General features: G+C 58.1%; 11 protein-coding genes and 2 pseudogenes. 11 read left to right on the forward strand and 2 right to left on the reverse strand.

The features are described from left to right. A pseudogene (locus CINSTRO3249_RS16475) lies at positions 1 to 110 on the forward strand (IS110 family transposase); the annotation flags it as partial. 85 nt (positions 111 to 195) lie between these two features. On the opposite strand, the gene rne reads toward CINSTRO3249_RS16475, so the two are convergent. After that, on the reverse strand, positions 196 to 3,744 hold the full coding sequence (gene rne, locus CINSTRO3249_RS06895) for a ribonuclease E (protein ID WP_074012722.1): 3,549 nt from the start codon (positions 3,742 to 3,744) through the stop codon (positions 196 to 198). 560 nt (positions 3,745 to 4,304) lie between these two features. On the opposite strand from rne, the gene rluC reads away from it, so the two are divergent. After that, complete coding sequence (gene rluC, locus CINSTRO3249_RS06900) at positions 4,305 to 5,261, forward strand: 23S rRNA pseudouridine(955/2504/2580) synthase RluC (RefSeq protein WP_074012723.1); 957 nt, start codon at positions 4,305 to 4,307, stop codon at positions 5,259 to 5,261. Between the two features lie 18 nt (positions 5,262 to 5,279). Here rluC and CINSTRO3249_RS06905 read toward each other — a convergent pair. Beyond that, positions 5,280 to 5,872 (reverse strand): annotated as a pseudogene (locus CINSTRO3249_RS06905) (nucleoside triphosphate pyrophosphatase). 142 nt (positions 5,873 to 6,014) lie between these two features. Here CINSTRO3249_RS06905 and yceD point away from each other — a divergent pair. The 9 genes from yceD (at position 6,015) to CINSTRO3249_RS06950 (ending at position 12,493) form a co-directional block, all read left to right on the forward strand. Further along, positions 6,015 to 6,536, forward strand: a complete 522-nt coding sequence (yceD, locus tag CINSTRO3249_RS06910; RefSeq protein WP_074012724.1) for a 23S rRNA accumulation protein YceD — start codon at positions 6,015 to 6,017, stop codon at positions 6,534 to 6,536. A gap of 16 nt (positions 6,537 to 6,552) precedes the next feature. After that, the gene (gene rpmF, locus CINSTRO3249_RS06915; RefSeq protein WP_011410916.1) at positions 6,553 to 6,723 is read left to right on the forward strand and encodes a 50S ribosomal protein L32; all 171 of its coding nucleotides are present in this window, start codon (positions 6,553 to 6,555) and stop codon (positions 6,721 to 6,723) included. 17 nt (positions 6,724 to 6,740) lie between these two features. Further along, on the forward strand, positions 6,741 to 7,775 hold the full coding sequence (plsX, locus tag CINSTRO3249_RS06920) for a phosphate acyltransferase PlsX (RefSeq protein ID WP_074012725.1): 1,035 nt from the start codon (positions 6,741 to 6,743) through the stop codon (positions 7,773 to 7,775). A 6-nt stretch (positions 7,776 to 7,781) separates the two neighbouring features. Continuing rightward, on the forward strand, positions 7,782 to 8,735 hold the full coding sequence (locus CINSTRO3249_RS06925) for a beta-ketoacyl-ACP synthase III (protein WP_074012726.1): 954 nt from the start codon (positions 7,782 to 7,784) through the stop codon (positions 8,733 to 8,735). Positions 8,736 to 8,753: 18 nt separating this feature from the next. Next, positions 8,754 to 9,683, forward strand: a complete 930-nt coding sequence (gene fabD / locus CINSTRO3249_RS06930; protein WP_074012727.1) for an ACP S-malonyltransferase — start codon at positions 8,754 to 8,756, stop codon at positions 9,681 to 9,683. A gap of 14 nt (positions 9,684 to 9,697) precedes the next feature. Next, entirely contained in the window at positions 9,698 to 10,432 is a 735-nt protein-coding gene (gene fabG, locus CINSTRO3249_RS06935) for a 3-oxoacyl-ACP reductase FabG (protein ID WP_074012728.1), read from the forward strand. Between the two features lie 154 nt (positions 10,433 to 10,586). Continuing rightward, positions 10,587 to 10,823, forward strand: a complete 237-nt coding sequence (gene acpP, locus CINSTRO3249_RS06940) for an acyl carrier protein (RefSeq protein WP_011410921.1) — start codon at positions 10,587 to 10,589, stop codon at positions 10,821 to 10,823. 83 nt (positions 10,824 to 10,906) lie between these two features. After that, positions 10,907 to 12,148 (forward strand): beta-ketoacyl-ACP synthase II, encoded by a 1,242-nt coding sequence (gene fabF, locus CINSTRO3249_RS06945; protein WP_074012729.1) that lies wholly within the window; start codon positions 10,907 to 10,909, stop codon positions 12,146 to 12,148. A 75-nt stretch (positions 12,149 to 12,223) separates the two neighbouring features. Further along, complete coding sequence (locus tag CINSTRO3249_RS06950; RefSeq protein ID WP_217265377.1) at positions 12,224 to 12,493, forward strand: aminotransferase class IV; 270 nt, start codon at positions 12,224 to 12,226, stop codon at positions 12,491 to 12,493. The last annotated feature ends 74 nt before the right edge of the window (positions 12,494 to 12,567 follow it).

A 12,567-nucleotide genomic window follows, 5' to 3' on the forward strand; every position in this document is an offset into this window, starting at 1 on the left:
AAGGAGGTAAAGTAGGCATCTGCGCGGCAATGCGAAAATTACTCCAATTAGCTTATGGTGTCTTAAAATCTGGAATACCCTTCGATGAAAATATAGCTCTTGCATCATGATGAGCAAGACGGTATCTGATGTGTAGATACCTATGCCCTTAGCGGACAAAAAAAGACCCGCCGTAGCGGGTCTGAGAGAGGAATTTTACAGCGGGTCCGGCGTGTCTGGACGCGTTGCCGGCGCGGTCGCCTGCTTGTGCGCAGCGTGACCGCCGGCGCTACCGCGACCGTCGAAGCGGTAATCCGACCGTTGCCAGTCGCTGACCGGCTGCGGCGAAGGCGTGTAAGCCGGCGCCGGCGCTTTGGTCATCGGCGCGCTGGCATGATGCTTGACGTGCGCTGCAGGAGTCTCGGGTGTCGCCGGCAACGGCCGTCCGTCCTGCGCCAGTGGCGTGCTGACGGGCGGCGGGGTATGACGGGCGGCATCTTCGTTTGCGGCGGAAGGCGTCGCTTGCGCCGAGCCAATATCCTCGCTGTCCGCCGCCGGTACCTCGGTGGTCAGTGCGGTGTCAGAGGACGGCTCAGATGCTGCGGCGGCATCTGTCGCGACGATAGCGTTGTCCGCCGCGTAGGGATGCTGCACATCGCCCGTCGCGGCAGGCGGCAACAGATCGGCGTGAGGTTCTTCATCGCGCGCTGCGGCAGGCTGGAGCACCGGCGTTGTAGCGGCGGGGTGTTCTCCCGCGCCCGGCACGATCGGCGGTTGCGGGGTTTCGGCGCCGTGGACGGCGTTGCTTTGGGGCTCGACGACCGGCGTGGACGACTCGGCAGTAGGCTGCGCCGGCGTTTGCGGCAATTCGGTGACCGTGGGTGCCACGGCGCTGCCGGCGGCCGGCTCGGCCTGCGCAGTCTGCCATTGCGCTATTTGCCGATCCTCGGGGGCGATCACCGGCGGTACCTCATCAGCGGCAGCTTCCTGCGCCGGCGAAGGATCCTGCGGGACCAGCGTTGATGGCGGCAGTTCATTGCCTTGCAGCGCGTCACTGACGATCACGGCTTCGCCTGCCGATGCGGCGGCAAACGTCGCCTGCGCCTGTTGGCTTGCCGCATCAGTCACCTCTACCGTCTGGGAATCTCCCGCTACATCGGCAACCGCGTCTTGTTCCGGCTGCTCGATGGGGGTGACGGGGTAGCTGACCCACACTTTACCCGAGGCCATCTCCGGCGACACGACCGCGCTGGTAAGCGGTACCGGCGACGAGAGCGGATAACGTTCATCACGGTAGCGGCGGCGGCGCTGACCGCTGACGCGCAGATGACGAGGTGAGCGTCGTGAACGGCGCGGCAGCCCGGCTTCGTTACCGTTACGTGCACTGTCGACATTGCCGGCATCGAGCGCGGCGTCATTCTCGCCTTGCTGCGTGTCGTTACCATCAGGGTCGTCCTGGATTTCTACCGCCGCATTAAATGCGGCGGTGGCGCTTTCCGCAGCGGCGGTCGGCGCGGCGACAGGAGTGGCGGCACGATCGCCGACGCGGATTTTGCGATTCAGTGCGCGACGCTGACGGCGCGGCTGAGCCTGAACCGGCTTATCGTCTTCATCGACGGCGTCGCCGCTGTCTGGCTCTACTGCGGCGACCGGCAGCGCTTTGATCTCCTGCTCGGCCGTTGGCGTTTTCGGCTCTTGCTGGCGACGGCGCTGACGATCCTGGCGCGGTTCGCGGCGCGGTTGAACCTGCTCTTCCTGCGGCATTTCATCAATAATGTCGCTGGCGGTTTCTGTCTCATTAAGAGGCTGCGGACGCTTGCGGCGCGGATCGTCCCGGCCATCGCGGCGCTCGCGCGGCTGACGGCTTTCCTGACCGGCGCGGGCCGGTTCGCCACTGCGATCGCGGCGACCACTCTGCCGGCGTTGACCGCGGCGATCCTGACGGCGCGGCGTTTCCGCCTCGGCCGGTGCCTCGACCACCACCGCGTCAGCGGCGCCGGCATCTTGCTGTTGCGCCGGTGACCCGATGAGTGATTTAAAGCCGTCGACCAAACGGCCAAACAAGCCGCGAGAGGGGCTGGTGCCCGCCGCGCTGACGGCAGGGGCCGCCTGCACGGTGGTTTCAGCCCCAGCCGATTTCTCGCTGACCAGCGGCGGATCGGGCATCACAAATGCCGCCAGCGCCGGTTGCTCGGGGCGCTTGCGCTCTGCGGCGGGCTCCTCGGACGGCTGGATCATCTCCGCTTCATGCAACTGCGGCAGCAGATAGCTCAGGGTAGGAGCTTCTTCGCCCTTACGCACGCGCAGTACGGCGTAATGCGGGGTCTGCATTTGATCGTTCGGCACAATAACCGCCCGCACGCCGCCCTGACGTTTTTCAATAGCGTTAACGGCTTCGCGTTTCTCGTTCAGCAGATAAGACGCGATAGGTACCGGCACGATGGCATGCACTTCGTGGGTATTCTCTTTCAGCGCCTCTTCTTCGATAAGTCGCAATATGGAAAGGGAAAGGGATTCGTTATCGCGGATGGTGCCGGTGCCGCCGCAGCGGGGGCAAACGTGATGGCTCGATTCTCCCAACGACGGGCTCAACCGCTGACGGGATAGCTCCAGCAGGCCAAAGCGGGAAATGCGCCCGATTTGGATGCGGGCACGGTCCTGTCGGACCGATTCGCGCAGACAATTTTCCACTTCGCGCTGGTGGCGCACCGGTGTCATATCGATAAAGTCGATGACTATCAGGCCGCCCAAGTCGCGCAGACGCAGCTGGCGGGCAATTTCATCCGCCGCCTCAAGGTTGGTATTGAAAGCGGTTTCTTCAATATCGCCGCCGCGGGTTGAGCGCGCGGAGTTGATATCGATGGCGGTCAATGCCTCGGTGGTATCAATGACAATAGAGCCACCGGAGGGCAGCCGCACTTCACGCTGAAAAGCCGATTCAATCTGTGATTCGATCTGGTAGTGGCTGAACAGCGGAATTTCACCACTGTAGAGTTTAATCTTACTGGTAAAATCCGGGCGGCCCAGCGAGGCAATATGCTCTTTCGCCAGATCCAGCACCTTGGGATTGTCGATCAGAATTTCGCCGATATCCGGGCGCAAATAATCGCGGAAGGCGCGGACGATAACATTGCTTTCCTGGTGGATCAAAAACGGCGCCTGACGACCTTCGGCGGCTTTTTTTATCGCCTGCCAGTGTTTGAGGCGAAAAGCCAGATCCCATTGCAGCGCATCGGCCGACTTGCCGACGCCGGCGGTGCGGACGATAAGGCCCATGCCGTCGGGAAGCTCAAGGGAGGATAAGGCTTCTTTCAGCTCGGTGCGGTCATCGCCTTCGATGCGGCGCGAAATGCCCCCCGCGCGGGGATTGTTCGGCATCAGCACCAGATAACTGCCGGCCAGGCTGATAAAGGTGGTCAGCGCTGCGCCTTTATTACCCCGTTCCTCTTTATCGACCTGGACGATGACTTCCTGTCCTTCACGCAGCACATCCTTGATATTAGGTCTGCCGTGAGAAGAATATTGAGGAGGAAAATACTCGCGAGAAATTTCTTTCAGGGGAAGGAAACCGTGGCGCTCGGCGCCATAATCCACAAACGCTGCTTCCAGGCTGGGTTCAATACGGGTGATTTTACCCTTGTAGATATTGGCTTTTTTCTGCTCATGCCCGGGGCTTTCAATATCCAGGTCATACAGCCGCTGGCCATCTACCAGAGCGACGCGCAACTCTTCCTGTTGAGTTGCGTTAATTAACATTCTTTTCATCGTAACTTACTCATTTTTTATGCATTGGCATCAGAGCTGCGGGCAAAAAACCGCATGGCCGGGTAATCACCGACGGCCCCGTGACTTGGCGCAAAGCCGTCAACCTCACGGTTGTCGCTTGCTAAGGAGCGCATTATTTCGGTAGCCTGTTTCCCATAACGGAAAACAGCACTTTTACAGGGGAATAACGTCTGATGGTTATTGCCAGAACGCATTCCTTTTGCCGGCCAAGCTGCAATCCGCAGCCCGCTAACTGCCCGATTAGCCATTACGTCTTACGCCATTGCTGCGTTTAGGCTGAACCAGACAAATTCAAAATTCCTCGATCACTCGTCCAAGACGCGAAAACGTGGAAAGTAAATGCATTATTCCACTGCTGACACGCATATAGCAAGACGACTTTAGCCATCGATGACAAGTTTCAGACCCATCCTGATGGCTTCTCAAAGAATAGCGTAACGAGTCCACCGGACCAGAAAAAACCTTTTACCGATGAAACCACAGTTAAGCACATAAAAAGAAGTGGCGCTATGGTGTCGGTATATTTAGAATCCCGGCCCATGAATGAGAATAATCCCGGCGTACATTTTATCACCATCTCCGCAGACGAAGCCGGTCAGCGGATAGACAATTTTTTGCGTACGCACCTCAAAGGGGTGCCGAAAAGCATGATTTACCGCATCGTGCGTAAAGGTGAAGTACGCGTCAATAAAAAAAGGGTAAAACCGGAATACAAACTGCAAAATGATGATGAAGTGCGTATTCCGCCGGTGCGACGCTCGGATGAAGAGCAGGCGCCCGTTTCCACCGGGCTGGATAAAGTGGCTGCGTTAAATGATGCCGTGCTCTACGAAGACGACCATTTGCTGATCCTTAACAAGCCGGCCGGCACCGCGGTGCATGGCGGCAGCGGTCTGAGTTTTGGCGTCATCGAGGGCCTGCGCGCGCTGCGGCCCGACGCGCGTTTTTTGGAATTGGTTCATCGCCTGGATAGGGACACCTCCGGGGTACTCTTGGTGGCCAAGAAACGTTCCGCACTGCGGGCGCTGCATGAGCAGTTGCGCGCTAAAGGAATGCAAAAGGATTATTTGGCGCTGGTGCGCGGCCAGTGGCAGTCCCATGTCAAAACGGTTGCGGCGCCGCTGTTGAAAAATATTCTCGCCAGCGGGGAGCGCATCGTGCGGGTCAACAGCGAAGGTAAACCATCAGAAACCCGTTTCAAGGTCGAGGAGCGGTTTACGCTGGCCACCCTGGTCCGGGCCAGCCCGGTCACCGGACGTACCCATCAGATTCGTGTGCATGCCCAATACGCCGGCCACCCGATTGCGTTTGACGATCGCTACGGCGACGGCGCGTTTGATCAGCAGCTGAAAGGCTGTGGTCTGAACCGGCTGTTTCTGCATGCCGCCGCGCTGCGCTTCGACCATCCCGGCAGCGGCGAAACGCTGCGGATAGAAGCGCCGCTGGATACACCGTTGCGTCAGTGCCTGCTGTATCTGCGCGGCAATCACAAATAGCCGGCCGCGTGCCGGCTGTTAACGGTTACCCCGCAGCGGGTTAACCCCCTCCCGGCGCAGCATGTCGGCGAGGGCCAGCAGCGGCAGCCCGATAAGCGTGTTGGGATCCCGCCCCTCAAGCGCCTCAAACAGCGCAATCCCCAGCCCTTCGCATTGAAAGCTGCCCGCACAGTGCAGGGGTTGTTCCAAATGCACATAGCCGGCGATTTCGGCGTCCTCCAGTGCCCGGAAATGGACGACAAAGGGTTCCGTACAGGCCTGCAGCCGCCCGCTGGCGCTATTTAGCAGCGCCAGGCCGGTATAGAACGTTACGGCTTTGCCACGGGCACGGGTCAACTGTGCGATAGCGTTGGCCTCCGTCAGCGGCTTACCCGCGATCTGGCCATCAAGCACGCAGCATTGATCGGCGCCGATGATCATGATGCCGGGGATAACGCTCGGCCAGCGCCTGGGCTTTCGCGATGGCCAGACGCTGTACCATTTGCGCCGCGTCTTCCCCGGCGAGGGGCGTTTCATCGATATCCGGCGCGTGAAAAGCAAACGGTTATGCTCAACTTCTCCAACAGCGCGCGGCGGTAAGGCGAAGAGGAAGCCAAAACGAGTTTATTCATCACAATGTTATCCGCAGCAGGGTCAAATTCATCGCCGCATTCTAAACTGTCCGGCGTCAAGAAGGCGAATATGGGTGAAAAGCGGTGCAAAACACCCTTTTTCTTTGACTCCCGCGCGTTACAAAGTTAATATGCGCGCCCTATGCAAAAGGTAAAATTACCCTTGACCATTGATGCGGCCCGTACCGCTCAGAAACGCCTGGACTATGCTGGTGTCTATGCGCCTGAGCGGGTGACGCGTGTTGCCGAATCCGTGGTGAGTGTGGAGAGTGATGTCGAGGCCGCGTTATCGTTCGCCATTGATAACCAGCGCCTGGCGGTGATTAGCGGTCATGCTGACGTAGAGGTGACTCTGCGCTGTCAGCGCTGCAATCAGCCGTTCGCGCATCAGGTCCACACGACATTTTGTTTCAGCCCGGTCGTCAGCGACGAACAGGCTGAGGCGTTGCCGGAAGCGTACGAAGCGGTCTACGTCGATGAATTTGGCGAGGTGGATTTGTTGGCAATGATAGAAGATGAAATTATTCTTTCATTGCCTATCGCGCCGGTGCATGATCCTGAACACTGTGAAGTGTCCGCAACGGAACAGGTATTTGGTAAACTACCCGCCGAGGCGGAAAAACCTAATCCATTTTCCGTATTAGCCAGTTTAAAGCATAAGTAATCGAGGAGTAAGGTCCATGGCCGTACAACAAAACAAACCCACCCGTTCCAAACGTGGTATGCGCCGTTCTCATGACGCGCTGACCACCTCCACTGTATCAGTGGACAAAGCTTCCGGTGAAACCCACCTGCGCCACCACATCACCGCCGACGGTTTCTACCGCGGTCGTAAAGTTATCGCCAAGTAATTCCTAAAGGCGATACATTGAGACGTCTAACCCTGGCGTTAGATGCAATGGGTGGTGACTTTGGTCCTGCTGTGACGGTGCCTGCAGCTTTGCAGGCACTGGTCTCATATCCGCAACTTGAGCTGCTGCTTGTCGGCAATCCCGCAGCACTGAATCCTTTACTGGTAAAAACCGATTCCGTTCTGCTCGAGCGATTGACGGTCATTCCCGCTGAATCGGTTATTACTAGTGACGCCAAACCGTCGCAGGCCATACGGGCAAGCCGCGGCACCTCCATGCGCGTTGCGCTGGAGCTTATCAAGGATGGACGTGCCCAGGCCTGCGTTAGCGCCGGCAATACCGGCGCATTGATGGGGCTGGCAAAGTTGGTGCTAAAACCCCTGGACGGTATTGAGCGGCCGGCGCTGATGGTGGTGTTGCCCCATCAAAAACAAGGGAAAACCGTCGTGCTGGATTTGGGCGCCAATGTCGCCTGCGATGGGGCGATGCTGGCGCAATTCGCCGTGATGGGGGCGGTGATGGCGGAGCATATCGTGGGGGTGACTAACCCTAGCGTGGCGTTGCTGAACATCGGCGAGGAGGAAACCAAGGGCCTCGATCCGATTCAGCAAGCGGCGGCACTGTTACGGGATGTTCCGTCAATCAATTATATCGGCTATCTTGAAGCTAATGAATTATTGACGGGGAAAACCGATGTCCTGGTCTGTGACGGTTTTGTAGGTAACGTCACATTAAAGACTATGGAAGGGGTGATAAGAGTTTTTCTGTCATTGCTGAAATCCTCTGGGGAAAGCGGCAAGCAGGGTTGGCTGATGCAATGGGTCAAGCGCTGGATGAAACGTCGCCTGATGCGTCAATTCGGTCAACTGAATCCCGACCAATACAATGGCGCTTGCCTGATAGGTTTGCGCGGTACCGTTATCAAAAGTCACGGTGCGGCCAACCAGCGCGCGTTTACCGCCGCTATCGAACAGGCAATGCAAGCGGTGGAGCGGCAAATCCCGGAGCGGATAGCCGCACGCCTGGATGCGGTACTACCCAAGAGTGATTAAGCGTACATGTTTACAAAGATTCTCGGTACCGGGAGCTATCTCCCGGCGCAGATCCGGTCCAATACTGACCTGGAAAAAATGGTGGACACGTCGGATGAGTGGATTGTCACCCGCACCGGCATCCGCGAACGCCGTATCGCCAGGGCGGATGAAACCGTCTCCAGCATGGGACGTGAGGCGGCTGAACACGCGCTGACCATGGCCGGCATTGCGGCGGAGCACGTCGGCATGATTATTGTCGCCACCACGTCGTCCAGCCATGCTTTTCCCAGTTCAGCCTGTCAGATCCAGCGCGACTTGGGTATCAATGACTGCATCGCCTTCGATTTGGCGGCGGCCTGCGCCGGCTTTGCCTATGCGCTGAGCGTGGCGGACAACTACATCAAGAACGGCGCGGTCGATTACGCGCTGGTGGTGGGCTCCGATACCTTAAGCCACACCCTGGATCCTGAGGATCGCGGCACGTTGATTCTGTTCGGCGATGGCGCGGGCGCGGTGGTGCTCGGGCGTTCCGCCGAGCCGGGCATCATCTCCACACATCTGCACGCCGATGGTCGCTATGGCGATTTGCTGACGCTCCCATACCATAATCGTCTCGATCCGGCCGCGTCCGCTTACCTGACGATGTCGGGTAACGAAGTGTTCAAGGTGGCGGTGACCGAACTGGCGCATATCGTCGACGAAACGCTCAGCGCCAACGGGCTCGACCGCAGTGAGCTGGACTGGCTGGTGCCTCATCAGGCCAACCTGCGCATTATTACCGCCACCGCCAAACGGCTGGGCATGGGCATGGAAAAAGTGGTCGTCACGCTTGACAGGCACGGGAACACCTCTGCCGCTTCCGTGCCGCTGGCGCTGGACGAAGCGGTGCGCGACGGCCGCATTCAGCCGGGGCACCTGGTGCTGCTTGAAGCGTTTGGAGGCGGTTTCACCTGGGGTTCGGCGCTGTTACGGTTTTAATCTACAGGAAGCATAAGAATGACTGTTTTTGCCATGGTATTTCCAGGACAGGGCTCCCAGACGGTAGGTATGTTGGCGGAGCTGGCGGTTGACCACGCGGTGGTCGAGGCGACGTTTGCCGAAGCTTCCGCCGTCCTGGGTTATGATTTATGGCAGCGGGTGCAGCAAGGCCCGGCTGAAGAGCTGAACAAAACCTGGGTGACCCAGCCGGCTTTATTGACGGCGTCGGTCGCGCTATGGCGCGTCTGGCAGCAGCAGGGCGGACCGGCGCCGGCGCTTCTGGCCGGCCACAGTCTGGGTGAGTATTCGGCGCTGGTGTGCGCCGGCAGTCTGGATTTCGCCGCGGCAGTCGCGTTGGTGGCGCTGCGCGGCAAGCTGATGCAGGACGCGGTGCCGGCCGGTACCGGCGCAATGTCCGCTATTATCGGTCTGGATAACGATGCTATCGCCGCCGCCTGTGAACGGGCGGCACAAGGGCAGGTGGTGTCGCCGGTCAACTTTAATTCCCCGGGCCAGGTGGTTATCGCCGGGCATAAAGAAGCGGTGGAGCGGGCCGGTCTGGCCTGTAAAGAAGCCGGCGCCAAGCGCGCGCTGCCGCTGCCGGTCAGCGTGCCGTCCCATTGTGCCTTGATGAAGCCCGCGGCGGAAAAACTGGCGCAGGCACTGGAAGCGGTAACATTTGCCGCGCCGCAGATCCCGGTGATCAACAATGTGGATGTGCGCGCGGAGCAGAGTCCGGCGGCTATCCGCCAGGCGCTGGTGCGCCAGCTTTACAGCCCGGTGCGCTGGACCGAAACCGTGGAATACCTTGCGGCCCAGGGCGTGGAGGTGTTGCTGGAGGTCGGCCCTGGTAAAGTCCTTACCGGTTTGACCAAACGAATTGACGGCAACCTGTCGGGCGCGGCGGTGAATGATCCCGCCTCGCTGGCCGCAGCGATCGAACACTAAAATTGGGGTTTCAGATGAGCTTAGAAGGTAAAATCGCGCTGGTGACCGGCGCCAGCCGCGGTATCGGCCGCGCGATAGCGGAAATGCTCGCGGCGCGCGGCGCAACGGTGATTGGTACCGCTACCAGTGAATCGGGCGCTGCCGCCATCAGCGCCTATCTGGGCGCCAGCGGCAAAGGAATGGAATTGGACGTTTCCAACAACGCCTCCATCGATATTTTTTTAGAGAAAATGCGCGCGGAGTTTGGCGACGCGGATATTTTAGTGAATAATGCAGGCATTACGCGTGATAATCTGCTGATGCGCATGAAAGAAGATGAATGGCAGTCTATTCTTGATACTAATCTGACGTCCGTATTCCGCATGTCAAAAGCGGTAATGCGGGCCATGATGAAAAAGCGCTACGGCAGAATTATTACCATCGGTTCTGTTGTAGGCTCCATGGGTAATGCCGGGCAGGCAAATTATGCTGCCGCCAAGGCGGGCCTGATAGGGTTTAGTAAATCGTTGGCTCGTGAGGTCGCCTCGCGCGGCATTACGGTCAACGTGGTGGCGCCGGGATTTATCGCGACCGATATGACCGAAGCGTTGACAGATGAGCACCGTGCGGGCATTTTGTCCCAGATTCCGGCAAACCGTCTTGGCTATCCGAAAGAAATCGCCAGTGCTGTCGCTTTTTTCGCCTCTGAGGAGGCAGCATACATTACCGGCGAAACGATACATGTCAATGGCGGCATGTATATGCTGTGAAAAGCACGAAAATCATTTGCGTTATTTGTGGTAAAAACCGCAAAATAGCATAAAATCGTGGTTCGACCAGCCGGGATTGAGTTGCATCTTTTTCAACATTTTATACACTACGAAAACCATCGCGTAAGCGAGTTTTGATAGGAAATTTAAGAGTATGAGCACTATCGAAGAAAGCGTTAAGGCAATCATCGCTGAGCAACTGGGCGTTAAGAAAGAAGAAGTCGTAAATAATGCTTCTTTCGTTGACGACCTCGGCGCTGACTCTCTTGACACCGTTGAGCTGGTAATGGCGCTGGAAGAAGAGTTCGATACCGAAATTCCGGACGAGGAAGCTGAAAAAATCACTACTGTTCAGGCAGCAATTGATTTTATTCAGGCAAGCCAGCAGTAAGCGAACATCCCTAGGCGGTCACTCGACCGCCTAAGTTTTTTTTAGTCCCACAGTAAACTATTTTCCCTCCCTGGAGGACAAACGTGTCTAAGCGTCGAGTAGTTGTGACCGGACTTGGCATGTTGTCTCCTGTCGGCAATACCGTAGAATCTACTTGGAGCGCGCTCCTTGCCGGACAGAGTGGCATCGGCCTGATCGACCATTTTGATACTACTGCCTATGCAACACGTTTTGCAGGCTTAGTTAAAAATTTTAATTCTGAAGATTATCTGTCGCGTAAAGAAGCCCGCAAGATGGATGCCTTCATCCAGTATGGCGTTGCTGCAGGCCTCCAGGCAATGCAGGACTCCGGCCTGGTCGTGACTGAAGACAATGCCGATCGTATCGGTGCGGCCATCGGTTCGGGTATTGGCGGCCTCGGGTTGATTGAAGAGAATCATACCGCGCTGGTGAACGGCGGACCGCGTAAAATCAGTCCCTTCTTTGTGCCTTCAACCATCGTCAATATGGTGGCCGGCCATTTGTCCATCATGTGCGGCCTGCGCGGCCCCAGCATTTCCATTGCCACCGCCTGTACTACCGGGGTGCATAATATCGGGCATGCGGCGCGCATTATCGCTTACGACGACGCGGACGTGATGCTGGCGGGGGGCGCCGAAAAAGGCAGTACCCCGCTGGGCGTGGGCGGCTTTGGCGCGGCGCGGGCGCTGTCGACCCGCAACGAGAGTCCTGAGACCGCGAGTCGCCCCTGGGATCGCGATCGTGACGGTTTTGTGCTGGGCGACGGCGCGGGCGTCATGGTGCTGGAGGAGTATGAGCATGCCAAACGGCGCGGGGCGAAAATTTACGCCGAAGTGGTCGGGTTTGGCATGAGCAGCGATGCTTACCATATGACGTCACCGCCGGACGACGGCGCTGGCGCCGCGCGCTCAATGATCAACGCGCTGCGTGATGCGGGCATTACGCCGGCACAGGTGGCCTACATTAACGCGCACGGGACCTCTACCCCCGCCGGCGATAAAGCGGAAACCCAGGCGGTGAAAGCGGTCTTCGCCGAGTATGCCGGCAAAGTGATGGTAAGCTCGACCAAGTCGATGACGGGCCATCTGCTGGGAGCGGCTGGCGCTATCGAGGCTATTTTCAGCGTATTGGCGTTGCGCGATCAGGCGATTCCACCGACCATTAACCTGGATAATCCCGACGAGGGCTGCGATCTGGACTATGTGCCGAAAGAGGCCCGCCAGGTGAAGGGAATGGATTATACCCTGTGTAACTCGTTCGGCTTCGGCGGCACCAACGGCTCGCTGGTGTTCCGCGCGATATAATCGTAACATGTTGCTCAATGGCCCGTTAACGGGCCATTTTTTTTACTGTCCTGCGTCCGGCCCACAGGAGGCGAAATGTATTGGATCAACGGTATCCCGCAGGCACAATTGCCGCTCACCGATCGCGCAATACATTTTGGTGATGGTTTCTTCACTACCGCCCGGGCGCTGGATGGGGAGATCCCTTTGCTGGCGTGGCATCTCGAACGGCTGGCGCTGGCGGGGCAGCGGTTGCTGTTTGCGCCGTTCGATGCCGACGCCCTGCGCCGTGAAATGCTGGCGGCGGCCAAAGGGCATAGGTATCTACACATTTATCGTGATACCTGTTATTACTTTGCAGAATGATTTCAACCTATCTGTTGGCGGGATTGACTCTCGCCTTACCCGCCGATATCAGACGCTGGTTAAACAGCATATGA

Origin of the sequence: Candidatus Sodalis sp. SoCistrobi (assembly GCF_900143145.1) — a bacterium.
Classification (GTDB): Bacteria; Pseudomonadota; Gammaproteobacteria; order Enterobacterales; family Enterobacteriaceae; genus SoCistrobi.